Here is a 26522-nt window from a genome sequence, read left to right as displayed (position 1 = left end):
AGGCCGCCTACCCGATGCGGGAAGGCGGCCTTCGGCGTTCTCGGCGCCAGCCGCTGATGATTCAGTGGCTGGCGACCTTGCGGTACTGCAGCAGTGCCGCCGGCATCGCGACAGCCAGGATGACCAGCGAGCAGATGATCGCGTAGAGGATGCAGTTCTCCGCGGCCCAGCCCGTCGCGGGGACGAAGGCCGGTGGCGAGTCGTTCTCGAAGAGCTTGCGACCCGCCGCCGACACCGCCGTGATCGGATTCCATTCGGCGATCGCGCGCAGGGGGCCGGGCAGGGTTTCGGCGGAGATGAACGCCGAGGAGATGAACGTCAGCGGGAACAGCCAGATCAAGCCCGCGCTCTGCGCCACCTCCACCGTCGGGGAGACCAGACCGGTCAGGGCGCCGACCCACGACATCGCGAACGCGAACAGCAAGATGATCGCGAAGGCGATCACGGCATCGCCGAAGCTGCCGTGGATGCGCCAGCCGACGATGTACCCGCAGATCGACATCACGCCCAGGCTCACGATGTTGACGACCAGGTCGGACAGGGTGCGCCCCATCAGGACCGCCAGTCGTGACATCGGCAGCGTCCGCATCCGGTCGATGATGCCCTTCTGCAGGTCACCGGCCAGACCGACGGTGGTGAACGCGGCATTGAACGCCACGGTCTGGGTGAAGATGCCGGCCAAGAGGAACTCCCGGTACTGGTCGCCGCCGAGCGAGGCACCGAAGATATAGGCGAACAGGAACACGAACATCAGCGGCTGGATGGTGGCGGTGACCAGTAGCGTCGGCACCCGCAGGATGGTCAGCAGGTTGCGGTAGGCCACGATCGCGCTGTCGCGCACGAATCGCGCCTTCGGTTGCATCTCCTCGGCGGCGGTAGGCCGCGGGGTGGCCGGCTGGATGGGCAGATCGCGGGTCTCGTACTCGTCCACCGTGACGTCGGGGGCACTCACGACAGGACCTCCTCTTGCACGTCGTCGGTCTCGGGTTCGGGAACGGTCTCGGCCGGGGTACCGGTGAGGGAAAGGAACACATCGTCGAGAGTGGGGCGCACGACATTCGCGTCGAGCACGCAGACACCGGCGTCATCGAGGCGCCGCAGCGCTTCGACCATCGTGCGTGACCCGTTGCCGACCACCACCGACACCTCGTCGCTGCCGGGTTCGTGCAGGGGTTCGCCGACCCCGACCTGCTGCAGGACCTGCACCGCGGGCCACGGGCTCTGCCCCGCGGCCAGGGTGACCGTGAGCCGGTCGCCGCCGATGGAGGTCTTGAGTTCGTCGGCCGAACCGCGGGCGATCACCGTGCCCTTGTCGATGACGGTGATCCGGTCGGCGAGCAGGTCGGCCTCTTCGAGGTACTGGGTGGTGAGCAGGACGGTGGTGCCGTCGTCGACGAGATCACCGATCACCTGCCACATGTCCAGCCGCCCGCGCGGGTCGAGGCCGGTGGTCGGTTCGTCGAGCACCACCACCGGGGGCCGCGCCACCAGCGCACCGGCCAGGTCGAGGCGACGGGCCATGCCACCGGAATAGGTGCCTGCCCGCCGGCTCGCCGCGTGGTCGAGCCCGAACGCGGTCAGCAACTCCTCCACGCGGGCGACGGACTGCTTGCGTCCCATGCCGTACAGGCGCGCCACCATGCGGAGGTTCTCGTAACCGGTCAGGTTCGCGTCGACGGCCGCGTATTGGCCGGACAACCCGATCCTGGTGCGCGCGGAGGCCGGGTCGGCCAGCACGTCGACGCCGGCGACCCGCACCGAACCGGCATCGGGTCGCAGCAGCGTGGTGACGATCCGCACGGTGGTGGTCTTGCCCGCGCCGTTGGGGCCGAGCAGGCCGAGGACGGTCCCCGCCGGGATCTCCAGGTCGATCTCCTTCAGTACGCGTACCTTGCCGTAACTCTTGGCCAGGCCTTGCACTTCTACCGCGAGACTCACGGTCGCATCTCCTTCTGGCCGCTGCCGCACACGGTGATCTCCGGGACGGCGTCGAGGTGGCGATGCAGCACGGGGCCGATCGCCGCCAGCGATTCCGGTGTGGTCATCGCCGCGTGCCTGCAGGGCAGGTCGTGGTTGTGGATGTTGCCGCTGACGAACGGTTGCCAGGCGTCGGCACAGCGGCTCGGATCGGCGGCGTTGATCTCGTCCGCCGTGGCGGTGAAGAACACGAGGTCGCCGTCGAAGGTGCGCGGCCGGAACCGGTTCGCCATGACGGTGCCGTCGGCGTACCCGGTGTAGAGGCGTTGCAGGTGGCCCACCGAGAGCGCGGCGAACGGGCCCGCCTGGGCCCGCAGCAGATCCGCCGCCTCGTCGAGGTCCAGGTCGGCGGGCAACGGTGCGCCCTCGACCAGGTCGGCGCCGAACTCGCCGAGGATGTCGGCGACGCTGGGCATCGACGTGTCGAGCCAGCGGTCACCGAGCTGGTAGCTGTCCATCATCGCCAGCAGCGCGACGTCTTCGCCCGCCTCCTGCAGCTGCACGGCGACCTCCTGCGCGATCAGGCCGCCGAGCGACCAGCCGAGTAGGTGGTAGGGGCCGTGCGGCTGGATCGACTTGATATGGGCGACATAGTGTCCGGCGGCTTCGGGGATCGAGGTGAAGCTGTCGTCGCCGGACACGTGCGGGGCCTGCAGGCCGTACACCGGGCGCTGCGGGGCGAGATGGGCGAGCAGTCCCGCGTAGCACCAGGCCAGCCCGATCGCCGGGTGCACGCAGAACAGCGGGGTGTCGTGCGGGCCGGTGGACGGACGGATGGCCAGCACCGGGCCGGTGGCCGCCTCGATCACCGCGTCCGGGTCGGCGTCGTCGAGCTTGGCCGCGATCGCCGCGGGGGTGGCGTCGCCGAACATCATCTGGACGGGCATGTCGTAGCCCTGCTCACGCAGTGCCGCGACAACTTTGGTGGCCAGCAGGGAGTTGCCGCCGAGTTCGAAGAACCCGTCGTCCACGCCGACTCGCTCGACCCCGAGGACCTCGGTGAACACCGCGCACAGCGCCATCTCGGCGACGGTCACCGGCGCGCGGTAACCACCGGACGCGGCGAACACCGGCTCGGGCAGCCGGGCCCGATCGAGCTTACCGACCGGACTCAGCGGCACCTCGTCGAGCAGCATGATCGCCTGCGGGACCATGTAGTTCGGCACCTGACCCGCGACGTGCTCGAGCAGTTCGGGCACGCTCGGCGCGCTCCCGTTGCGCGCCTTCACATACGAGACCAGCGCGGTGACGCCGGCCTGCGTGGTGTGACCGATGGTGAGCGCGAGCTCGACATCGGGGTGCCGGGCGAACGCGACGTCGATCTCGCCGAGTTCGATCCGGAATCCGCGGACCTTCACCTGATGGTCGGTGCGGCCGACGTACTCCACATCCAGCGCCGACTCGGCGCCGTCACGCCAGCGCACCAGGTCGCCCGTGCGGTACATCCGTTCGCCCGGCGCGCCGTAGGGATCGGCCACGAACCGCTGGGCGGTGAGACCCGGCCGGTTGAGATAGCCGCGCGCCAGGGCCGAGCCCGCCAGCTGCAGTTCGCCGGTGACGCCGATGGGCGTCGGATGCAGTCGCCGGTCGAGCACGCTGGCCGCGACGCCACGGATCGGCCCACCGATGGTGATCGGCCCCCGCGGGCTCATCGGCTGCGGCATCAACGTGACGATGGTCGTCTCGGTGGGGCCGTACACGTTGTAGAAGTTGCGCCCCGGTGCCCAGCGGGCGAGCAGTTCCGGCGGGAGCGCCTCACCACCGGTGAGGACGTGGGCGAGGGAGTTCACGCCCGTCGGGTCGACGGTGCCCAGCGCGGCGGTGGTGATGAACGCGTGGGTGATCCGTTCCCGGATGAACACCTGGCGCAGATCCTCGCCGCCGACCACCCCGGCCGGGGAGATCACCAGCGTCGCCGCACCACCGAGCGCGAACAGGATGTCGAGCATGGCGGCGTCGAAGCTCGGGGTGGCGAAGTGCAGCACCCGGCTGCCGGGACGCACATCGAACCGGTCGGCGGTCTCGGCGGCGAAGTTCGACAGGCCGCCGTGGGTGACCACGACCCCCTTCGGGGTCCCGGTGGAGCCCGACGTGTAGATCACGTACGCCGGATTGTGCAGGCGCAGTGGGCGAACGCGTTCGGCGTCGGTGACCGGCGAGTCATCGGCGCCCAGCACGGTGGCCCTGGTCTGCGGGTCGTCCAGGACCAGCCAGCGGGTGTCGGTGGGCAGCCGATCGCGGTGTTCGAGCAGCGTCAGACCCAGTGCCGCACCGGAATCGGTGAGCATGTGGCTGATCCGCTGCGGCGGGTAGTTCGGGTCGACGGGCACGAACGCGGCGCCCGCCTTGGCCACGGCCAGCATGGTCGCCACCGATTCCACCGAACGCGGAATACCCAGGGCCACCAGGGTTTCCGGCCCCACACCGTGTGCGATCAGGACACGCGCGAGCCGGTTGGTCCACCGATCGAGCGCGTCGTAGGTGACCACCGTGTCCCCGGCGCACAGCGCGACACCGTCCCGAGAACGAGCGACGGCGGCACCGAACACCGCGGGCAGCGTGACCGCCTGTCCGGCGCGGGCGCCGTGCACCGGCGCCAGCGCGGTCCACTCGACCGCGTCGAGCAGTGCCAGGTCGCCCACCGCGGTGTTCGGGTCGGCGGCCACGGCGGTGAGCAGCCGGACCAGGCGGTCGCCGAGCTTGCGCGCGGTGACCGCGTCGAACAGGTCCGCCGCGTAGTTCACCGACAGGCTGATGCCGTCGCCCACCCGGTCGGCGGTCTGGGTCTCGGTGAAGGTGAACTGCAGGTCGAATTTGGCGATACCGGCGTCGGCCTCGACGGCTTCGATCCGCAGGCCGGGCAGTTCCAGCATCCGCACCGGGGTGTTGCGCACCGACAGCATCACCTGGAACAGCGGGTGATGTGCCTGGGAGCGTGCCGGATTGACGACCTCGACGAGCCGTTCGAAGGGCAGGTCGGCATGGGCGAACGCGTCGAGATCCCCGTCGCGAACGGTCCGCAGCAGGTCGACGAACGCGCGCTCGTCGGACACCTCGGTACGCAGCACCAGGGTGTTGACGAACATACCGATCATCGCGTCGAGCGCCGGATGCCCACGGCCCGCGCTGGCGGTGCCGACGGCGATGTCCTCGGTGCCGGTCACCCGGTGCAGCAGGACCGCCAGCGCCGCGTGCAGCACCATGAACATGCTGACGTTGTTCGCCGTGGCGATACCACGCAGCGCCCGGTGGGTCGCCGCGTCGACCGCGCAGTCGACGGTGCCGCCCTGATAGGAGGGCACCGGCGGGCGCGACCGGTCGGCGGGCACGGTGAGCAGTTCGGGCAGGCCGTCGAGCACACCGCGCCAGTGGTCGAGCTGCTTGCTGATCAGCGAGTCCGGATCGTCCTCGGTGCCGAGGAGTTCGCGCTGCCACAGGGTGTAGTCGGCGTACTGGATCTGCGGGATCTGTTCGCCGAACGGTTCACCGGTCTGGATGCCACGGTAGGCGGCGGCGACTTCGGCGGCGAGCGGTTCCAGCGACCAGCCGTCCATGGCGATGTGGTGCACGACCAGGACCAGGACATGTTCGGTCGAGCGCGCGACAGCGAACTTGGCCTTGGCCGGTGCCGCCTGCCCGGTGTGGTCGACGCTGATCAGCGCCGCCCGCAGGGGCACCGAGTTCGACAGATCGAATCCGGGGGTGACGAATCGGGTCACGGCGGTATCGACCTCGCGCGCGGTGGCCGTCGCGTGGAACAGCGTGACCGCGGCGATCGCCGGGTCGAGCACCAGCTGCTCTGGCTCCCCCGCGGTCTCCGGGAACACCGTGCGCAGCGTCTCGTGCCGACGTTGCACCGTGTGCAAAGCGGCAATGAGCGCATCGAGGTCGACGGTGCCGTGCAGGCGCAGCACCACCGGGATGTTGTAGGCGCCCGACGACTGGTTGTCACCGTCGGCACCCGCGTTGAAGCGGTTGAGGAACCACAGCCTGCGCTGCGCCGCCGACAGCGGAATCCGCTCCGGGCGGGGCCGGGGCACCAGGTCCGGGCGGTGTTCGTCGCCGGACGGTCCGGATTCGAGGAGCGCGGCGAGTTCGGCGACCGTCGGCGCCGCGAACACGGTGCGCACTTCCAAGCGCACATTGCTGGCCGCGGCCAGCCGGGCCACCAGCTGGGTGGCCAGCAACGAGTTGCCGCCGATGTCGAAGAAGCTGTCGGTGGCGCGGACCTCACTCGCCCCGACCAGCTCCGCGAACACCCGCGCGACCGTCCGCTCGGCGTCGGTCTGTGGTGCCCGGCCCGTGGTGGCGGTGAATTCCGGTTCCGGCAGCGCCGTGCGATCCAGCTTGCCGACCGGTGTGAGCGGAACCCGATCGATCAGGTTCAGCGACGCGGGCACCATGTGCCCGGCCAGCCGGACCGTCGCGTGCCGCTTCACCCCGGCCACCTCGGCCGGGTCGACCCCCTCGTTCAGCTGGATCCAGGCGACGATCCGATCGTCGCCCGCGATCCGGCGGACTTCGGTGTGTGCGAAGCGAACCTCGGGATGACTGCCGAGGACGGCGCTGATCTCGCCGAGTTCGATCCGGAAACCGCGCACCTTCACCTGATGGTCGCTACGGCCCAGGTAGTCGATCTCACCGTGTGCGGTCCAGCGCACCACGTCGCCGGTGCGGTACATCCGGCTGCCGGCCGGGCCCAACGGGTCGGCGATGAAGCGTCCCGCGGTCAGGCCGTAGCGCTCGTGATAGCCCTGGGCGATGCCGGCGCCGCCGATGTAGAGCTCACCCGGCACCCCGGTGGCAACCGGCCGCAGCCGCTCGTCGAGGACGAGGGCCCGTGAGCCGCGGACGGGTGTGCCGATGGCGACCGGAACACCCACCCGCAGTTCCGACATCGCCGCGATGACGGTGAACTCGGTGGGCCCGTAGGCGTTGACGAACCGCCTGCCGGGCGCCCAGTTCTCCACCAGATCCGGCGGCACCGCCTCGCCACCGGCCATCAGTCCGCGCAGCATCGGCAGCGGGTGGCGGGTGGCGTCGATCGAGGCCAGCACCGCGGGCGTCAGGAAGGTGTGGGTGATCTGCTCGCGTTCCAGCAGCACCCCGAGCTCGTCACCGCCGTAGATGTCGATCGGGCCGATCACCATCTCGGCGCCCGAGTAGACGGCGAGGAGCATGTCGAGCACCGACACGTCGAAACTGGGTGTGGAGAAGAAGAATGTGCGGGAGAACCGGTCCAGACCCATGCGTTCGCGCAGGTCGAGCGCGAGACTCGTGAGACCGCTGTGGGTGACGGTCACGCCCTTGGGCAGGCCGGTCGAACCGGACGTGTAGATCTGATACGCCAGATCGGCGGTGCGCACGGGACGGACCCGTTCGGCGTTGCTGATCCGGCCCCCGTCGTAGCCGGCCAGTTCGGCGTTCAGCTCGTCGTCGTCCATCAGCAGCCACTGGGTGTCGATCGAGCCCGCGGCCGGGCGCAACGAGTCCGCGTCGGCCCGCGCGGTGACGACCGCGCGGGCGCCGGAGTCGGTGAGCATGTGCCGCACCCGGTCGGCCGGGTAGCGCGGGTCGACGGGCACGAACGCGGCACCGCTGGCCGCGACGCCGAAGATCGCGAGGGCACAGTCCAGTGAGCGGGTCAGCCCGACGGCCACGCGATCGCCGGTGCCGATACCGCGAGCGATCAGCGCCCGGCCGAGCCGGTGCGCCCGGCTCGCGACCTCGGCGTAGTCGAGCTCGCCCACCTCCCCCGCGACGCTGCCGTCGGCGAACCAGCGCAACGCGGGCCGCCGCGGGTACTTCGTGGCGGCACCGTCGAGGATGTCGGCCAGGATGACCGGCGGGACCGCGGCGGGCCCCTGCGCGGGGACGTGGTCACGGTGCTCGAGCACGGTGAGCGGGTCCAGTTCGCACACCAGCTGCCGTGGGTCGGCGGTCACCTGGGTGAGGATCTGCACGAACCGGCCGGCGAGGGTGTCGACGGTGGTGGCGTCGAACAGTTCGGTGGCGTAGACGAAGTCGAACCGCAGCCCGTTCTCCTCGGCGGGCGCGACCCGCAGTTCCAGGTCGAACTTGGCCAGCGCGATGTCGAGCTCGTCCGCGGCCAGTCGCAGTCCGGGCAGTTCCAGCGCAGGTGGGCGGCTGTCCTGCATGCTCAGCGCGACCTGGAACAGCGGGTGCCGGTTGCTCGCCCTGCTCTCCCGGCCCAGCGCGTCGACGACCCGCTCGAACGGCACATCGGCGTGGGCGAGGGCGGCGAGCTCGGCGTCGCGATCGGCGTGCAGCAACTCGGTGAAGCTGCGGCCGGGATCGACATCGGAGCGCAGGACCAGGGTGTTGACGAACATGCCGACGAGGTCGTCGAGCTGGATGTCGGTGCGCCCGGCGACCGGGGTGCCGATGGGGATGTCGCGGCCGCCGGTGACGCTGCGCAGCAGCACCGACAGGGCCGAGCGCACGACCATGAACAGGCTGACACCGGTATCACTGGCCAGCTCGTCGAGTGCGTGCTGCAGCGGCGCCGAGATCTCGCAGGTGACGGTGCCCGCGGACCCGGTGGGTTCGGCGGGGCGTGGGCGGTCGAACGGCAGCGGCAGCTCGTCGGGCAGTTCGGACAGCGTGTCACGCCAGAACGCGAGCTGGGTGGCGGTGATGCTGTCCGGATCGTCCTCGCTGCCGAGCACCGCTCGCTGCCACAGGCTGAAGTCGGCGTACTGCACGGGCAGCGGCGCGCGCTCGGGGGCGGCGCCCCCGGTGCGGGCGACGTAGGCCAGTGCGAGATCCCGCGTCAGCGGGCCGAGCGACCAGCCGTCGGCGGCGATGTGGTGGACGACCACGCCGAGCAGGTGTTCGTCGGACGCGGTGCGCAGCAACGACACTCGCAGCGGCGTCTGCCGGGTGAGGTCGAAGCCCCGGCGGGCCAGCGCGGTCAGCGCCGCGGTCGCCCGATCGGGTGCGGTGTCGACGGCGTCGATCATCGGCATCGCCTGGTCGAGCGGCAGGATCACCTGCTGGGCACCGGAGAGGTCTTCGGGGAAAACCGTGCGCAGGACTTCGTGGCGCTCCACCAGGTCGGCGAGAGCCCCGCGCAATGCCCCGACGTCCAGATCTCCGCCGATTCGCAAGACGAATGCGATGTTGTAGGCGCTCGATTCGGGGGACAATCGGTTCAGGAACCACAGCCGTTGCTGCGGCAACGACAGTGGTATGCGTCCCGGGCGCGGGGTGTGTACCGCCAGCGCCACCCGCTGCGTCCGGGGCGCTTCCGTGATCAGCCGGGCGATGCCCGCCACGGTCGGTGCCTCGAAGATCTGCCGGACCGGCAGGTCCACCTCGAAATCGGCGTGCAGCCCGGCGGCGAGCCGGGTGGCCAGCAACGAGTTGCCGCCGATGTCGAAGAAGCTGTCCTCCGCGCCGGGGGTCGGGCGCCCGAGAATCTCGGTGAACACCGCGGCCACCCGCATCTCGAGGTGCGTGCGTGGCGCACGCGACCCACCGCTGACCACGAATTCCGGTGCGGGTAGAGCCTTTCGGTCGAGTTTGCCCGCCGGAGTGACCGGCATCGCGTCGAGCACCGCCAGTGCGGCGGGCACCATGTAGCCGGGCAACCTACCGCGGGCGGTGTCGAGCACGGCGGCCGGGTCGATCGGGCCGTCGGCGGTGACGTAGGACGCGAGCCGCTGCTGCCCCTGCTCGTCGACATGGACGACGGTCAGCGCGGACCGAACGCCCGGGTGCGCGCGCAGCACATGATCGATTTCGCGCAGTTCGATGCGGAAACCACGGATCTTGATCTGGTCGTCGGCGCGGCCCAGGAAACGCAGCAGGCCGGTCATGTCGGCGACGACGAGATCGCCGGTGCGATACATTCTTTCGCCGACCCGGCCGTGCGGGTTGGCGACGAATCGCTGCGCGGTGAGTGCCGGCTTACCGAGGTAGCCGCGGGCCAGGCCGGGCCCCGAGACGTAGAGCTCGCCCGGTGTTCCCGGCGGCACCGGGTTCATCCGGCCGTCGAGCACGAACAGCCGCATGCCGCGCACGGGTGTGCCCAGCGGGACGGGCTCGCCCGGGACCATCGCCGCGCTCGCGGTGACCGCGACGGTGGCCTCGGACGGGCCGTACATGTTGTGCATCCGGTACTTCGTGGCCCAGGCCTCGACGAGCTCGTCCGAGCACGCCTCGCCGCCGACGATCACCGTGTTGAGAGCCGGGAAGTCGCCCGCGGGCACCGTGGCCAGCGCGGCCGGGGTGATGAACGCGTGGGTGATGCGTTCCGAGCGCAGGAAACCGGCCAGTTCCGCACCGCCGTACAGGTCGGCGGGGGCGACCACGATCGTGGCACCCGCGGCGAACCCGAGCAGCAGTTCCAGCACCGAGGCGTCGAAGCTGGGTGAGGAGAAGTGCATGGTCCGCGCGTGATCGGTCACCTTGAACAGCTGGGTCTGCTCGCTGGCCAGCGAGGCGATGCCCGCGTGGGTGACCACGACGGCCTTGGGTGTGCCGGTCGAGCCGGAGGTGTAGATCAGGTACGCGGGCTGACCGGCACGCATCGGGTGCCTGCGGTCGGCATCGGACAGCGGGGTGGCCGAGCGGATCGCGCAGTCGGCCTCGAAATCGGCTGTTCCGAAGACCATCCACTCCGGTGCCGACCGGTGCCTGCCGGTGGCGGTGGGCAGCGCGGCGAGATGTTCGGGCAGGGTGAGCCCGAGCGTGGCACCGGAGTCACCGATCATGTGCGCGATGCGATCGGCCGGGTAGGCGGGGTCGACGGGCACGTACGCGGCGCCGGTCTTGGCGACCGCCCAGATGGCGATGATCGACTCGAGGCTGCGCGGCAGCGCGACGGCGACCACCGTTTCGGGCGCGGCACCGTGCGCGATGAGACTGCGCGCCAATCGGTTCGAGCGTTCGTCGAGTTCGCGGTAGGTGGTGTCGAAACCGAGGTAGCGCACCGCCACCGAGTCGGGCAGGTGCTGTGCGGTGTCGCCGAGCAGCCGGGCCAGCGTGCCCGCCGGTTCGGCCGGCGCACCGGCGACGGGGACCAGCCGGGCGATCTCGCGACGGTCGAGCACGTCGAGGTCGCCGATCGCCGTGGTGGGGCCGGCGACGGCGGCGGCCAGCAGCGTGGTGAACCTCCGGGCGATGGCCTGCACCGTGGCGCGATCGAAAACGTCAGTGGCGAAACCGAATTCGGCGTGCAGCGGTCCGTCGTCGTGGTTGTCGCGAACCTCGAGCTGCAGGTCGAACTTGGCGACGCCGATCTCGATCGGCACCAGTTCCGCGGTGACACCGGGCAATTCGACGCGCAGTTCCGGGGTGCGGTCGTAGGACAGCATCACCTGGAACAGCGGATGCCGGGTGGTCGAGCGATCGGGATTGACCAGCTCCACCAGCCGCTCGAACGGCACGTCGGGGTTGGCGAAGGCGTCGAGGTCGGTCTCGCGGACCAGGTCGAGCATGCGCTCGAACCCGGCGCCGAGGTCCACTTCGGTGCGCAACACCAGGGTGTTGACGAACATGCCGACCAGCTCGTCCAGCGCCGGATCGGAGCGGCCCGCGATGGGCGTGCCGATGGTGACGTCGGCGCTCGCGCACAGCCGGGCCAGCAGGGTGGCCAGCGCCGCGTGCAGCACCATGAACATGCTCACGCCGCGGCCGGTGGCGAGTTCGGCTGCCGCGCGCCGGGTTTCGGCGTCGATGACGAATTCGACGGTGTCCCCGCCGGTGCCGCGCTGTTGCGGCCGCGGCCGGTCGAGGGGCAGGTCGAGCTGATCGGGCAGCCCGGCCAGCGCACCGCGCCAGTGCCCGAGCTGGCGCGCGATGGGCGCCTCGGGGTCGGTTTCCTCACCGAGCAGTTCCCGCTGCCACATCGCGAAATCGGCGTACTGCACCGGCAGCGGCGCCCACTGGGGCGCGGCACCGCCCGCGCGCGCCGACACCGCGACCATCAGATCCCGGGCCAACGGGGCGACCGACCAGCCGTCACCGCTGATGTGGTGCAGCACCACGAGCAGCAGATGATCCTCGGCGCCCACCCGGTAGAGCGCGACCCGCAGCGGTGTCTCGGTCCGCAGCTCGAAACCGCGCCCTGCCATCTGCGCAGCCAGCTCGGAAATCTCGGCGGCCCCCACCTCGATCGGCGTGAGTTCGGGTTCCACCCCGGCCGCCGGGTGGATGAGCTGGTACGGGCCCTCGGGGCCTTCGGGGAAACTGGTGCGCAGGCTCTCGTGGCGTTCGAGCACGTCGCGCAGACCCGCACGCAACGCGTCGAGGTCGAGATGCCCGGTGAGCCGCAAGGCCAGGGGCATGTTGTAGGCGGCGGCGTGTTCGGCGAACCGGTTGAGGATCCACAACCGCTGCTGGGCCAGCGACAGCGGCACCCGCTCCGGCCTGCGCGCGGGAACCAGTTTCGGTGTCGAGGTTTCGGGCCGGTGGGTGCTGAGGTAGCCGGCCAGTGCGGCGATGGTCGGCGACTCGAACATCTCCCGGATGGTGAGGTTCGCGTCGAGGGTGGTGTTGATCCGGGCGACCGCGCGGGCGGCGACCAGGGAGTTGCCGCCGAGATCGAAGAAGCTGTCCTCGATCCCGATCGTGGTGCCGTCCAGGGCGAGAACCTCGGTGAAGATCTCCGCGAGCGCGCATTCCAGCTCGGTCTGCGGTGCGGCGGCACCGGTGGTGACCCGCACACCCACCTCCGGCGCGGGCAGTGCTTTGCGATCGACCTTGCCGTTGGCGCTCAACGGCAGTTCGTCGAGTACCACCAGTGCCGAGGGCACCATGTAGGACGGAAGGCCGCGGCGCAGTGCCGAGAGCAGGGCCGTGGGATCGGGTGCCGACGCGCCGGGCGCGGCGACCACGTAGGCGACGAGTTCGTCGTCACCGACGCGGCCGGTGCGGGCCACGCAGACCGCGCGGGCGATGTCGTCCTGCGCCAGCAGCGCGGATTCGATCTCGCCGAGTTCGATGCGCAGTCCGCGAATCTTCACCTGGAAGTCGGTGCGGCCCAGGTATTCCAGGACGCCGCCGGCGATCTGCCAGCGCGCCAGGTCACCGGTGCGGTACATCCGCTGCCCCGGGGCGAAGGGGTTGGCGACGAAGCGGTCGGCGCTCAGATCGGGACGACCCAGGTAGCCGCGGGCCAGCTGCGTGCCCGCCAGGTACAGCTCGCCGACGACACCGGGCGGCACCGGGCGCAGATGCGGGTCGAGCACGTAGGTCTGGGTGTTCCACACCGGCGAGCCGATCGGCACCGTGGTGGCCTCGGCCGGGCACGGCCAGTAGGTGACGTCGACCGCGGCCTCGGTGGGCCCGTAGAGATTGTGCAGCTCCGGTCCACCGTCGGGGCCGTGCAGCGCGGCGTGGAAATCGGCGACCGTCGCACCGGGCAGCGCCTCACCACTGCAGAACACCCGCCGCAGCCCCGCCCCGCCGCGCACCCGCGGATCGGTGACGAACAGCGACAGCATCGACGGCACGAAATGTGCCGTGGTGACGGCCCTTTCGGTGATGATCCGGGCGAGGTAGGCCGGATCGCGATGCCCCTCGGGCGCGGCGACGACCAGGCGCGCACCGACCTGCAGCGGCCAGAAGAACTCCCAGACCGACACGTCGAAGGTGGCCGGGGTCTTCTGCAGAACCGCGTCGGTGTGATCGAGCGGGTACTCGGCCTGCATCCAGCGCAACCGGTTCACGATCGCGGCGTGTGTGACGCCGACGCCCTTGGGCTTACCGGTGGAGCCGGAGGTGAAGATGACGTAGGCGAGGTGATCGGGGCGCAGCGGCGCGGTGCGGTCGGCGTCGGTGATCGGCCCGGCGTCGTTCCCGCTCACGTCGAGGGTGTCCAGATCGACCCGGACGGTGCCCTCGGGTAGCCGGACTCCGTCGCGGTCCGCGGTGAGCACACAGACCGGAAGCGCCTGTGCCACCACAGCGTCGATGCGATCGACCGGGTGCTCGGGATCCAGCGGCAGGTAGGCCGCGCCGGTGGCGAGTACCGCGTAGATCCCGACGACCAGATCGACACTGCGGTGCAGGCACACCCCGACGGTGGTCTCCGGGCCCGCGCCGCGTGCGATGAGTTCGCGTGCCAGCTGGTTCACCCGGTCGCCGAGTTCGGTGTATCCGAGTGTGCGGTCACCGAATTCGAGACCGATGGCGTGCGGGCTGCGGCACACCTGATCCTCGAACAGCGAGACCAGCGTGGCGGCCTGCATCGGCATCTCGGTGGCGTTCCACTCGCGCAGCACCCGCGCGTGCTCGGCGGTGGTGATCGCGGTGAGCGTGTAGGTGGGGGTGGTGGGCTCGGCGGCCAGGAAGCGCGCGAGGAAGTCGAGGTAGCGCGCGTGGTGGGCGGCGTTCTCGGACTCGCCGTAGAGCTTCGGGTTGGCCTCGAAGTCGAGTTGGATGCGGCCGCCGTCGCCGTTGTAGATGTTGATCGAGAGGTCTTCGACGGGTCCGGTGGCGAGCACGTTGAGCTGACCGGCGATGTCGTCGAACTTCAGCTCGTCGTGGAACAGCATGATGTTGACCATCGGCCCGAAGAAGCCGCGCGCGTCGCGGGAGTACCCGCAGTCTCGGCGGATGTCGTCGGAGCGGTAGCGCTGGTGGCGCAGCGCGCCGGTGATCTGCAGTTCGGTCTGGCGCACGACGTCGGCGACGGTGGTGTGCTCGTCGAACCGGACGCGCAGCGGCACCACGTTCGACACCACACCCGCCGAACGGCGCAGAACGACGGTGGTGCGAGCCGAAACCGGCAGGCTCAGGACGACATCCGGGTCGCCGGTGACCGAACGGACGTAGGCGGCGAGTGCGGCGACGATCAGCGCGGAGTTGGCCGAACCGTGGGTGGCGATCGCGTCGGTGAGCAGCGTGTCGAGGTCGGTGTCGAGTACCGCGGTGGCCCGGTGGCGCCCGGCGTCGTGGGTATCGCCCGCGGCGGTGACCGCCGACAGCGTCATCGGTTCGCCCACGCCCGCGAGCTGTTCCATCCAGTACTCGCGGTCGGCACGGAACCGGCTGGACTCGCGGTAACGGGATTCGTCGGCGTAGAGGTCGACGAGCGCGGCCGCGCGGGAAACGGACGGCTCGCGCTGCTCGCCGACGGCCGTGTAGATCTCGGCGGTGCGCGAGAGCGCGTTCATCGCACCGTAGCCGTCGATGACGATGTGGTGGCCGCGCTCGTACCAGAACCATTCCCGGTCACCGATGCGCAACACCACGTTGATGGTGAGGGGCTCGTGCTCCATGTCGATCGGGGTGCTGGCGTGGGCGTTCATCCAGGCCAGAGCGGCGGCCCGGGGGTCGGATTCGCCGCGGAGGTCGATCCGAGCCCAGCCGGGCCGCCACGTGGGGTCCACTCGCTGGTGGGGCACGCCGTCGATCTCGAGTAGGCGGACGTGTCCCACCTGGGATTCCGCGCCGTAGCGCTCGACCGCGTACAGCAACCGGCCGACATCGAGATCACCGTGCAGTTCGACGTAGTGAGCGATGGTGAGCGGAATATCGGGCCGAATCCGTTGCGCGTACCACAGTGCTGTCTGACCGGGCGAGAGGGCGAACGGTTGGCCCGGGTCCTCGTCGGTGATGCTCGAGCTGACGTGGTCGGTGGCCAAAGAACTCATCAAGCACTCCGTTTCTGCCTTGTGTCACAACTCCCCGAGCAGCGCCCGGGCACACGACGGCCCAGGGCGTGGCTTTTCCACGCCCATGATTCGGAGTACTACGGCAGCCGGATGGCTACCAATGTGAATTTATTTCGAGCTCAACGAATTACGCCCCTGAAGCAACAACTTTGTGCCGCTTCCCCCCGGTTGAAACAAACCGCTTATTCAGAATTGTCCGAACTTCGCACATGGTGCGTCTGATTCGCACGGCGGCGTCGAAGTAATAGCAATCCGACACCGATCGCGGTCAGGATAACGGACGCGAGTTCTGGCCACGCACCGATTCGGGTAGCGACTGTTGTCGCGTCGCGCAACGGTAGCTGGGCCACCAACGCGGCGGGCACGACCTGCTCGGTGTGCTGCCTGAGCACGCCGTCCGCGGTGATGATCCCACTCACTCCGGTGGTTGCCGACACCACGAGCGCACGCCCGTGCTCGACCGCACGCACCCGCGACATCGCCAGTTGCTGGTAGGTCATCTCGCTCTCGCCGAAGGTGGCGTTGTTGGTGGGCACCGTCAGCAATTGGGCGCCCGCGGCGAGGGAATCCCGAAATGCCCGATCGAACGCGACCTCGTAACAGGTCGCCACGCCGACCGGCACCCCCGCGGCCGTCACCGTTCCGTCACCATTACCCGGCACGAAATAGCCCGCGCGGTCGGCGTAGGACGAGAACACGCGGAAGAAACCGCGCATCGGCAGGTATTCGCCGAACGGCTGGATGATCTTCTTGTCGTGCCGCTCCCCCGGGCCTGCCGTGCCGTTCCACACGATCACCGAGTTGGTGGTCGTGCGGTCACCGTTCACCAGGACTGCGCCGACCAGGATCGGGGCGCCGATCTTCACCGAGGCTTCGGTGATCTCGGCGGCGGCATCGGCGTTGCGCAGTGGGTCGATATCGGAGGAGTTCTCGGGCCAGATCACGATGTCGGGCCGCGCGGCCTGGCCGCGGGTGACGGCGTCGGCCAACTCCTCGGTGCGCCGGACGTGGTTGTCCAGCACGGCGCGGCGCTGGGCGTTGAAGTCGAGCCCGAGCCGCGGCACACTGCCCTGGATGGCGGCGACCGTGATCGTCCTGGTGCCGGCGTCCGGGGCGGGCAATGTCGGCCGCAGGATCACTCCGGCCAGGGGCATGATAGCCACGGCCACTACGGCGGTGGCAAATCCGGTGCGCACGGCACGAGTGTTCGGGCGCGGCGCGGGTGTGCGAGCCCAGGCGATGACGCGCAGCGCGAGTGCGGCGAGCGCGGTGCCGGTCAGCGCGACCGCGAAGCCGACCAGCGGCGCTCCACCGTAGGCGGCCAGCGGCAGATACCAACCGTCGGCTTGACCGAAAGCGACACGCCCCCACGGGAATCCGCCGAACGGGAAACTCGATCGCACCCATTCGCTCGCGGTCCACGCGAGAGCGAGCCAGATCGGCCAGCCCGGCAGCGCGCTCAGCCATCGGGCGAGCACACCCCACAGGCCGAAGTACAGCGCGCACACCGTGGACAGCGCCAGCCACGGCACCGGGCCCACGTAGATCCCGGTCCACGGCAGCAACGGCACGAAAAACGCCAGCCCGCCGAGCATCCCGTACCCGAACCCGGCGCGCGGCTTGCCCGGCCCGCGCACCGCGAGGGTGAGCAACGCGATGGCCACGGGCGCGAGGAACCAGAACGGCCGGGGCGGAAAGCTGCCGAACAGCAGCAGCCCGCCCACCACGGCCGCGAGCAGACGCAAGGCCGTCGGGTGCGGTGCGGCGGTGGATCGGCGCGCACCGGGATCCACCTCGCGCGGCGCTGATGCCGGCTCGGCGGCGGAGTCGGGGTGGTTACCCGGCGCGGGGTCGATCATGGTGTGTCGCTCCGTGATTCGTTGCTGGCGGCGGGTCAGGCGGCGTAGATCGTGGTGCCGTCGCGCACGGTGCGCAGGCAGGTCGGCAGGTCGGCGCCCGGATCGAGGCGCGGGAGGCCGGGCACGCGGGAGCGGGGGTCGGTGGACCAGCGCTGCACGGTGTCGGCGGCCGCCGCGACGACGAGGTCGCCCGCGTCCCACACGGCGTAGGAGGCGGGTGCGCCGGGAACCAGCGTGCCCGCCATGCCGTCGCGCACACCGCCCGCGCGCCAGGCGCCGCGCGTGGCGGCGGCGAAGGCGGCGCGCGGAGACAGCCCATGGCCAGGGGTGCGGTGGTGGACGGCCGCGCGCACCTGCTCCCACGGGTTCATGACGGTGACGGGTGCGTCGGAACCGATGGCGAGGGAGACCCCCGCCGCCGCCATCGCCGAGAACGGGTTGAGGCCGGCGGCGCGCTCGGCGCCGAGGCGGGTCGCGTACATCCCGCCGGGTCCGCCCCACGCGGCGTCGAAGCCGGGCTGCACGGACGCGATCACGCCGAGCTCGGCGAGTTGTGCGATCGCGGCGGCGTCGGTCATCTCCGCGTGTTCCACCCGGTGCCCACGCGATGCGATCGCCGGACCACCGAGTTCGGCTGCGACACGGGTGAATCCGGCGACGACGGTATCCATCGCGGCGTCACCGATGGCGTGGAAGCCTGCCTGGATTCCGGCCTCGGTGCACGCGCGAATATGTGCGGTGACCGTGTCCTCGTCGAGGAAGCTCTTGCCGCAGCCCGCCGCGTCGGCGTAGGGCGCGCGCAGCAGGGCCGTGTGCGAGCCGAGCGAACCGTCGACGAACAGGTCACCACCGAGCGCGTGCACGCCGAGCTCGTCGAGCAGGGCGCGCGCTTGCTCCGCGGTGCGCACGGCCTGACCCCAGTAGGCCCGCACCGCCACGCCGTGTTCGAACGCGAGCAGTTCGCGGATGTCGTCGCGGCCGGAGATCTCGGGGCCCGCGCATTCGTGGACAGCGACGATGCCGTGCGCGGCCGCCGCGTCGAGGGTCGCCCGGCGGGCCGAATCACGCTGGGCGCGGGTGAGTTCCGCGAGCGCGACCGTCCGCACCCGGTGGTGGGCGTCGGCGCGCAGCAGTTCGCCGCGCTGATATCCCTCGCCGAGATCACCGGCCGCGTCGAGCAGCGCCGAGGAGGCGACGGCCGAATGCGCGTCGACCCGTGCCAGGTAGACGAGCCTGCCCGCACCGGCGGCCCCGTCGAGTTCGGCGACCGTCGGCGGACGCTGTTCGGGCCAGCCGGTGTCGTCCCAGCCCTCGCCGATGATCACCCCGTCCGGCTGGTTCGCGGCGTGCGCCCGCACCGTCTCGAGCAGGTCGGACAGGGATCCGGCGCCACTCACGTCGAGCCCGGTCAGCTGCAGGCCCAGCGCGGTGACGTGCACATGGGGGTCGACGAACGCGGGCGCCACGAACGCACCGTCGAGGTCGATGATCTCCGCATCGGGGTGCATCGCGCGCCCGGGCGCCTCGGCGCCCAGCCACACCACGGTGCCGTCGGTGACCGCCATCGCGGCCGCGTCCGGGGAGCTGGAACTGTAGAAACGACCGCCGATCAGCAACTGGGTACTCACGGTGCCCCAGTCTGCCGTATCGCCGGATCGTCACCTCGGCAGGGACAGTCTCGGCTCGGCGGCGCGAGCGTCAGGTCGGCAGCGACAGCGCGGCGCGCACTTCGGCGTCGCCGAACCCGGCGGGACGATGCCCACCCGCCTCCACGGCGATCATTTCCAACCGCCATGCGGCGGTGGTGAAGTCCGACATCGACTGTCCGGCAGCGGCGCTCGCTCTGCGCACCGCGTCGGCCAGTTCCTCGCTCACCGTGACGGTGATCTGCTCGGTGGCCATGTCGGTACTGTAGACCCTTCGCCGCCGCGCGCGAGCGTGTCGGTGGAGGCCTTGTCGGATCAGGCGGGGCCGAGTGCGCGCGGACCCGCGGTGTGACCATCGTCGTACCACTGCCCGACCACGGTGCCGTCGACCACGTCGCCGTCCGCGTCGACGACCATCCCGCGATACGGCGAGGGTGCGAACGAGGGCAGCGGGCCGAAGCGCCGGGTACCGAGCTTCTCCAGCGCCGGTCGCAGCAGCGCTCTGGTCGGCGGGAACAGCGCCAGGAGGCCGACGAGTCCGGTGACCAGGCCGGGCACGAACAGCAGCACCGAGCCGGTGGCGACGATCACTCCGTCGGCGACCGCGCTCTCGGCGGTCACCTCACCGCGCGAGGCCCGCCGGAATCGGTCGAACACCCGCCTGCCCTGCCGTCCGAGCAGCACCAATCCCACGCCCGAGACGGCGACGAGCACGACCAGCGCCCAGCCGATGCCGATCAACTGGGCGAGACCGACGAGGGCGGCGATCTCGACGACGAGGTAGAGGACGAACAGCACAGCGGTCATGGCGATCCTTTCGGACGATCTACCCCTTCAACGCACGAGCGCCCGATTTTTCTCCCGAGCGAGCCGGCGAATTCAGCCGCCCGGCCGCACCAGCCCGGTCTCGTAGGCCAGCACCACCGCCTGCACCCGGTCGCGCAGACCGAGCTTGGTGAGCACGCGGCCCACGTGTGTTTTCACCGTCGCCTCCGACAGGAACAGCGCCGCGGCGATCTCGGCGTTGGAGCGGCCGCCCGCGATCTGTTCGAGCACCTCGCGTTCGCGCGCGGTGAGGACGTCGAGGATCTTCGGGTCGCGCAGGCTCGCCGGATTCTCGGCCACGAGCCGATCCAGCAGCCGCTTGGTGACCTTGGGCGAGACCACCGCGTCACCGCCGGCGACGCTGCGAATGGCCGAGACGAGGTCCTCGGGCGGGGTGTCCTTGAGCAGGAATCCGCTGGCGCCCGCGCGCAGGGCACCGAGCGCGTGTTCGTCGAGGTCGAAGGTGGTCATCACGAGCACCCGCACGCCCTCCCCCGCGGCCACGATCTGCGCGGTGGCGCTCACCCCGTCGACGACCGGCATCCGCACATCCATCAGCACCACATCGGGGCGCAGTTCGCTCGCCCGCCGCACGGCTTCGTCGCCGTTGCCCGCCTCACCGATCACCTCGATGTCGGGGTGCGCGCCGAGCACCATTTTCAGGCCCATCCGCATGAGTTCCTGATCGTCCACCACGAGCACGCTGATCGGCATTGCCCCACCCTAATAGTCACAGCCGCGCAGCATTGCCCCGTGTTTTCGCGCACGGCCGCGGGCGCGCGGGGTTTCAGTCCGTGTCGGTACGCAGCGGAAGGTCGGCGCGGACCTGCCAGCGGCCGTCGTCGAGTCTGCCCGCGTGCAGGGTGCCGCCGAGGACCGCGACCCGTTCGCGCATACCGACCAGTCCCATCCCCGCGCCGGGAATCTCGGCGCCCGGGCTCACCCGCGCGGGAACGCCGCCGCTGTCGACGACTTCGACGAGGATGTCCTCGTCACGCCGATGCACCCGGACCACCGCCTTCGGCTCCGCTCCCGCGTGGCGCAGAGTGTTGGTGAGCGATTCCTGCACGATGCGGTGCACACCGAGACTCACCTCGGGGGCGATGTCGTCGAGTTCGCCGGTCAGCTCGAGATCGACGGCCAGGCCCGCCTCGCGCATCATCTGGGCCAGCTTCGCGATCCCCGCGCTCCCGTGCTGGGGCAGCAGTTCCGGTGCGTGCTCGGTGCGCAGCAGGGCGACGGTGCGGCGCAGTTCGCGCAGCGCGTCGCGACCGGTCCCCGAGATGGTGGCGAGCGCGCGTTCGGCGGTATCGGGGTCTTGGCGCAAGGCGTATTTGGCGCCGTCGGCCTGCACGATGATGACGCTCACCGCATGCGCGACCACATCGTGGAGCTCGCGGGCGATGCGGGTGCGTTCGGCGGCGACCGCGTCGTGCGCACGCCGTTCCTTGTCGTAGTCGGCGACGGCCAGCCGGGCGGCCACCTCGGAGTCGTACGCGTGCCGGGCTCCGTTGAACTCGGCCAGTGTCCAGCACAGCGCGTAGATGAGCGCGACCATCGCCAGGTCACCGCCGCGCGGCTGATCGAGCAGCAGGACCGACAGCACCATGTCGAGCGCGAGGACGGCGAGGAAGATGAGGCCGTCGCGCCGGCCGACGTAGGCGACGAGCGTGTAGAGCATCACCCCGAGCCCGATCAGGGCGACATGGTCGGTGGATTGCACATCGGTCAGGTAGCCGATCAGGGTGTTCAGCAACGACAGCACCAGCAGCGCCGCCGCCACCGCCCGCGGATACACCCGCCGCAGGATCAGCGGCAACGGCAGGATCACCGAGAAGCTCAAGTAGACGATCTTGTTGGGTTCGTCGCCCACCCCGAGGGCATCGAGGAACAGCAGCAATCCCGCGAGAATCGAGTCGGCGACGATGGGTCGTCCGCGTAGCCACAGGCTGAACCGGCGCACGGGCCCAGCGTAGCCCCGGCTGGCTTTCCGGCCGTGATCTTGATTGCCTGGACACGTGCAACTCGGAGACTGGACGGTCCTGCTGGTGGCCGCCGCGGCGGCCGGCTGGGTCGATGCCGTGGTCGGCGGCGGCGGGCTGATCATTCTGCCGACGCTGTTCCTCGTCGTTCCCGGCATCGCACCGCAGACCGCGCTGGGCACCAACAAGCTCGCCGCCCTGGCAGGCACCGCGACGGCGGTGGCGACCTTCGCGCGCAAGGTGCCGATGCAGTGGAAGGTGCTGCTGCCCGGCGCGGTGATCGCCGCGATCGCGGCCGCGTGCGGCGCGGCGGCGGTGTCGCTGATCGACCGCGACCTGTTCATCCCCCTGGTGATGGTCGTGCTCGTCGGGGTGGCGGTGTTCGTGACCGTGCGCCCGTCGATCGGCCTGACGATGGCCACCCATCCGCCGACGCGGCGCAAGGTGATCCTGGTGGTGGGCCTCGCGTCCGGTCTGATCGGCCTCTACGACGGGCTGCTCGGACCGGGCACCGGCACCTTCCTGATCATCACCTTCGCGACGCTGCTCGGCACCGAGTTCGTGCGGGCGGCCGCGATGGCCAAGGTGATCAACTGCGGGTCGAACGTGGGTGCGCTGCTGTTCCTCGGCTCGACCGGCCACATCCTGTGGGGTCTCGGCGCCGGCATGGCGGTGGCGAATGTCCTCGGCGCGCTGATCGGTTCGCGGATGGCGCTGGCCAGGGGCGCGGGATTCGTCCGGATCGTGTTGCTCGTCGTCGTGGTGGTGATGGTGATCCGGTTGGGGTGGCAGCAGTTCGGTTAGGGCAGCGGTTCTGTCAGCGCACCGGTTCGGCAGGCGCGGAGGCGGCGAGCCAGGGTTGCAGGACCCGCGAGGTGGTCTCGTGAATCTTGCGATGGAGGCGTTCACCGTCGTCGATGCTGTGCTGTGGCTGCTGGAACAGCACGGTCAGCGCGCCCGATACCGCGCCGACCACGGCACCCACCAGCGCCGCGGCGCCGACCTCGTCGAGTTCGTGCGGGAACGCGAGGTGCAACTGGTGGGCGATCTCGCGCTGCGCGGCCAATTGCGCGTGCGCGGCGCGACCGCTCACCGAGGGGACCGTCCGCGAGACCCGCGCCCGCAGCGCGGCCACCCGCGAACCGACGTCGTCGACGAGGTGCTCGCCGGGGTTGTCGCCCGCCGCCCGCAGCGCCCGCAGCAACACCTCCACCGGTCGCTCACCGGGCCGACGGGTGGCGATGGCGGCGACCGCCGCGCGCACCCGTTCGTCGGGCTCGGGGAAGAGCAGTTCTTCTTTGCTCGCGAAGTAGTTGAAGAAGGTCCGGGTGCCGACCTCGGCCGCGGCCGCGATATCGGCGACGGTCGTCTCCTCATAGCCTCCGGCCTCGAACAATTCGACAGCGGCCACGAGGATCGCACGTCGGGTTCGTTCCCTTTTTCGATCACGCAGGGCAGATGGCGGCACGGCGGGCACCCTACGGCATTTTCGGCGCCGCCCGCGGGATGATCGGAGTCCGCGCGTCACGGCGACAACCGACATGACGGTGCGCCGGAAGCGGTTCCGGCGCACATGTGTCGGTGGCACCGGTTAGCGTAGGTGCGGTGAGGGATACCACGACTTCCAGAGATGTGGACGAGGAGTTCCGCGCGCTCGGGCTCGCCGCCCTGGCCGGGGCCGCGCTGTCGGCGGCCCGCGCGGCCGGCGCCGAGCACGCCGACCTGCGCGTGCAACGGTTGGTGACCCAGTCGATCCGGCTCCGCGACGGCCGCGTCGAAGCGGTCACCGACGCGACCGAGCTGGGGCTGGCCGTGCGCGTGATCGTCGACGGCACCTGGGGTTTCGCCTCGCACGCCGCCCTCACGCCCGAGATCGCCGCCGAGGTGGCGCGTCGCGCGGTAACGGTGGCGACGGCGTTGCGCGCACTGAACCGCGAGCGCGTCGAACTGGCCGACGAGCCACGCTACGGCGATGTCTCGTGGGTCTCGGCCTACGACCTCGACCCGTTCACGGTGCCGACGGCCGACAAAGTGTCACTGCTGCAGGACTATTCGGAACGCCTGTCCGCGGCCGACGGGGTCGACCACGTCACCGCCTCGGTCCTGCAGGTCAAGGAGCAGACGTTCTATGCCGACACCGCGGGTTCGTCGATCACCCAGCAGCGGGTGCGGCTGCACCCCCAGCTGGAGGCTGTCACCGTCGATTCCGCCTCGGGGGTGTTCGAGACGATGCGCACCCTCGCCGCGCCCGCGGGCCGCGGCTGGGAGTACGTCACCGGTGCCGACGGAACATGGGACTGGACAGGCGAACTCGCGCAGATCCCGGGCTGGCTGGCCGAGAAGGTGAAGGCGCCCAGCGTGGTCGCGGGCCCCACCGATCTGGTGATCGACCCGACCAACCTGTGGCTCACGATCCACGAATCCATCGGCCACGCCACCGAATACGACCGCGCGATCGGCTACGAATCCGCGTACGCGGGCACCTCGTTCGCGACCCCCGATCAGCTCGGCACGCTGCGGTACGGCACGCCGATCATGCACGTCACCGGTGACCGCACCCAGACCAACGGTTTGAGCACCGTCGGCTACGACGACGAAGGCGTGGCGGGCCAGCTGTGGGATCTGGTGCGTGACGGCATCCTGGTCGGGTACCAGCTCGACCGCGTGTTCGCCCCGCGTCTCGGGCTCGATCGCTCCAACGGATGCTCGTATGCCGATTCACCGCATCATGTTCCGATCCAGCGGATGGCGAACGTGTCGTTGCAGCCGGACCCGGTGCGTGACACGAGTACCGCCGAGCTGATCTCCCGCGTCGAGGACGGCATCTACATCGTGGGCGACAAGAGCTGGTCGATCGATATGCAGCGCTACAACTTCCAGTTCACCGGTCAGCGGTTCTTCCGGATTCGCGACGGCGAACTGGACGGGCAGCTGCGCGATGTCGCCTACCAGGCGACGACCACCGATTTCTGGGGGTCGATGGAAGCGGTCGGCGGGCCGAGCACCTGGCAGCTCGGTGGCGCCTTCAACTGCGGTAAGGCACAGCCCGGTCAGGTGGCGGCGGTGAGCCACGGCTGCCCGTCGGTGCTGGTGCGCGGGGTCAACATTCTCAATACCCGGACGGAGGGCGGTCAGTGAGCGAGGGTCTGTTTCCGGCGGGCACGGTGGTCGAGCGTGCGCTGGCGGCGTCGAAGGCCGACGAGGCGATCGTGATCGTCACCGACGCGCACGAGGCGTCGCTGCGGTGGGCGGGCAACTCGATGACCACCAACGGCTCGTCGATTTCGCGGGATTGGGCGGTGATCTCGGTGTTCCGTGACGGCCCGAACACCGCACGGGTCGGTTCCATCAGCTCCACCAGCGTCGATCCCACCGAGATCGAGGCCGTGGTGCGCGCGAGCGAGGAAGCCGCGCGCACGGCCGCCCCGGCCCGCGACGCGATGCCGCTGCTCGAACCCACCGACGACGACACCGCCGCGTGGGATCAGGCGCCCGGCGCCACCGAGATCGACGTGTTCGCCGGGTTGGCGCGTGATTTGTCCACCGGTTTCGACGGCACCGACCGCCTCTACGGTTTCGCCCACCACCAGGTGCACACCACCTGGCTGGGCACCTCGACCGGTGTTCGCCGCCGGTTCAGTCAGCCGACGGGTTCGGTGGAGATCAACGGCAAGCGTGGCGAGGGCAAGGACCTGGCGAGCGCGTGGGTGGGGGTCGGCACCGCCGATTTCACCGACGTGGACACCCCGGGCCTGCTCGCCGAGTTGTCGCGGCGCCTCGACTGGTCCAAGCGCCGCGTCGAGCTGCCCGCCGGCCGCTACGAGACCCTGTTGCCGCCGTCGTCGGTGGCCGATCTGATGATCTATCTGGCGTGGAGCATGGAGGGCCGTGGCGCGCACGAAGGCCACACCGCGTTCTCCCGCGCCGGCGGCACGCGCATCGGTGAACGGCTCAGCGACATTCCGTTGACGTTGTACTCCGACCCGAACGCGAGCGGCCTGGAATACCGGCCGTTCGTGGCGACTCCGTCGTCGTCGGAGTCGTTGTCGGTGTTCGACAACGGTCTGTCCGCGCGGCGGGTCGACTGGATCGGCGAGGGCGTCATCGAATCGCTGGTCTATCCGCGCGCCACGGCGGCCGAATTCTCCGCTCCCGCCACAGTTCCCGGCGAGAACCTGCTGCTCACCGGTGGCGGCGAGGCGTCGCTGGACGACATGATCGCCCGCACCGAACGCGGTCTGCTGCTCACCTGCTTGTGGTACATCCGCGAGGTCGACCCCGCCACGCTGCTGCTCACCGGCCTCACCCGCGACGGCGTCTACCTCGTCGAGGACGGCAAGGTGACCGGCGCGGTCAACAACTTCCGTTTCAACGAAAGCCCCCTCGATCTGTTGCGGCGGGTTTCGGAGGCGGGCGCTACCGAGATCACCCTGCCCCGCGAATGGAAGGACTGGTTCACCCGAACCGCGATGCCCCCGCTGCGCATCCCCGACTTCCACATGTCGTCGGTGAGCCAGGCCACCTGACCGTCCACCTGGCCGCGGTGAACCCCCTCCGTTCGACGGCCCCGAACGTGACAGCATGATC

General features: G+C 70.3%; 13 protein-coding genes. 3 read left to right on the top strand and 10 right to left on the bottom strand.

All coding sequences use genetic code 11. The features are described from left to right. Positions 1–61: 61 nt before the first annotated feature. The 9 genes from ACFWFP_RS06785 to ACFWFP_RS06745 form a co-directional block, all read right to left on the bottom strand. Positions 62–862, bottom strand: a complete 801-nt coding sequence (locus tag ACFWFP_RS06785; protein ID WP_379293796.1) for an ABC transporter permease — start codon at positions 860–862, stop codon at positions 62–64. Positions 863–948: 86 nt separating this feature from the next. Beyond that, positions 949–1938 (bottom strand): ATP-binding cassette domain-containing protein, encoded by a 990-nt coding sequence (locus ACFWFP_RS06780; RefSeq protein WP_379293550.1) that lies wholly within the window; start codon positions 1936–1938, stop codon positions 949–951. Next, positions 1935–15602, bottom strand: a complete 13668-nt coding sequence (locus ACFWFP_RS06775) for an amino acid adenylation domain-containing protein (RefSeq protein ID WP_379293548.1) — start codon at positions 15600–15602, stop codon at positions 1935–1937. The genes ACFWFP_RS06780 and ACFWFP_RS06775 overlap by 4 nt, the downstream gene beginning before the upstream one ends. A gap of 203 nt (positions 15603–15805) precedes the next feature. Further along, positions 15806–17482 (bottom strand): apolipoprotein N-acyltransferase, encoded by a 1677-nt coding sequence (lnt, locus tag ACFWFP_RS06770; RefSeq protein WP_379293547.1) that lies wholly within the window; start codon positions 17480–17482, stop codon positions 15806–15808. A gap of 35 nt (positions 17483–17517) precedes the next feature. Next, a complete protein-coding gene (locus ACFWFP_RS06765) occupies positions 17518–19110 on the bottom strand; it encodes an amidohydrolase (RefSeq protein WP_379293546.1) in 1593 nt (530 codons plus the stop codon). Positions 19111–19180: 70 nt separating this feature from the next. After that, positions 19181–19384 carry a hypothetical protein gene (locus ACFWFP_RS06760; protein WP_379293545.1) on the bottom strand — a complete coding sequence of 68 codons (204 nt, stop codon included), beginning with the start codon at positions 19382–19384 and terminating at the stop codon, positions 19181–19183. A 59-nt stretch (positions 19385–19443) separates the two neighbouring features. Further along, positions 19444–19935: an FxsA family protein gene (locus tag ACFWFP_RS06755; protein ID WP_379218253.1), complete on the bottom strand. Its 492-nt coding sequence runs from the start codon at positions 19933–19935 to the stop codon at positions 19444–19446. A gap of 72 nt (positions 19936–20007) precedes the next feature. Next, on the bottom strand, positions 20008–20667 hold the full coding sequence (locus ACFWFP_RS06750; protein ID WP_379293544.1) for a response regulator: 660 nt from the start codon (positions 20665–20667) through the stop codon (positions 20008–20010). Positions 20668–20740: 73 nt separating this feature from the next. Next, complete coding sequence (locus ACFWFP_RS06745) at positions 20741–21916, bottom strand: sensor histidine kinase (RefSeq protein WP_379293543.1); 1176 nt, start codon at positions 21914–21916, stop codon at positions 20741–20743. 55 nt (positions 21917–21971) lie between these two features. On the opposite strand from ACFWFP_RS06745, the gene ACFWFP_RS06740 reads away from it, so the two are divergent. Then, complete coding sequence (locus ACFWFP_RS06740) at positions 21972–22739, top strand: sulfite exporter TauE/SafE family protein (protein WP_379293542.1); 768 nt, start codon at positions 21972–21974, stop codon at positions 22737–22739. 13 nt (positions 22740–22752) lie between these two features. Here ACFWFP_RS06740 and ACFWFP_RS06735 read toward each other — a convergent pair whose 3' ends face one another. Next, complete coding sequence (locus ACFWFP_RS06735) at positions 22753–23346, bottom strand: helix-turn-helix domain-containing protein (RefSeq protein ID WP_379293541.1); 594 nt, start codon at positions 23344–23346, stop codon at positions 22753–22755. Positions 23347–23540: 194 nt separating this feature from the next. Here ACFWFP_RS06735 and ACFWFP_RS06730 point away from each other — a divergent pair, with 194 nt between their 5' ends. Together ACFWFP_RS06730 and ACFWFP_RS06725 are read left to right on the top strand one after the other, a co-directional pair. After that, the gene (locus ACFWFP_RS06730) at positions 23541–25073 is read left to right on the top strand and encodes a TldD/PmbA family protein (RefSeq protein WP_379293540.1); all 1533 of its coding nucleotides are present in this window, start codon (positions 23541–23543) and stop codon (positions 25071–25073) included. An 8-nt stretch (positions 25074–25081) separates the two neighbouring features. Further along, positions 25082–26461, top strand: a complete 1380-nt coding sequence (locus tag ACFWFP_RS06725; RefSeq protein ID WP_379293794.1) for a metallopeptidase TldD-related protein — start codon at positions 25082–25084, stop codon at positions 26459–26461. Positions 26462–26522: the final 61 nt, after the last annotated feature.

The organism is Nocardia sp. NPDC060249 (assembly GCF_042728755.1).
In the GTDB taxonomy this organism is placed as follows: Bacteria; Actinomycetota; Actinomycetes; order Mycobacteriales; family Mycobacteriaceae; genus Nocardia.
The sequence above is the reverse complement of the archived record's forward strand: the minus strand, read 5'-3'. Positions and strand labels throughout refer to the sequence as shown.

Bases quoted from the DNA above. Each gene is read 5' to 3' on its own strand.
- ACFWFP_RS06775 (WP_379293548.1), bottom strand. From the start codon at position 15,602: ATGAGTTCTTTGGCCACCGACCACGTCAGCTCGAGCATCACCGACGAG.
- ACFWFP_RS06760 (WP_379293545.1), bottom strand. From the start codon at position 19,384: ATGGCCACCGAGCAGATCACCGTCACGGTGAGCGAGGAACTGGCCGAC.
- ACFWFP_RS06755 (WP_379218253.1), bottom strand. From the start codon at position 19,935: ATGACCGCTGTGCTGTTCGTCCTCTACCTCGTCGTCGAGATCGCCGCC.
- ACFWFP_RS06750 (WP_379293544.1), bottom strand. From the start codon at position 20,667: ATGCCGATCAGCGTGCTCGTGGTGGACGATCAGGAACTCATGCGGATG.
- ACFWFP_RS06785 (WP_379293796.1), bottom strand. From the start codon at position 862: ATGCAACCGAAGGCGCGATTCGTGCGCGACAGCGCGATCGTGGCCTAC.
- lnt (WP_379293547.1), bottom strand. From the start codon at position 17,482: ATGATCGACCCCGCGCCGGGTAACCACCCCGACTCCGCCGCCGAGCCG.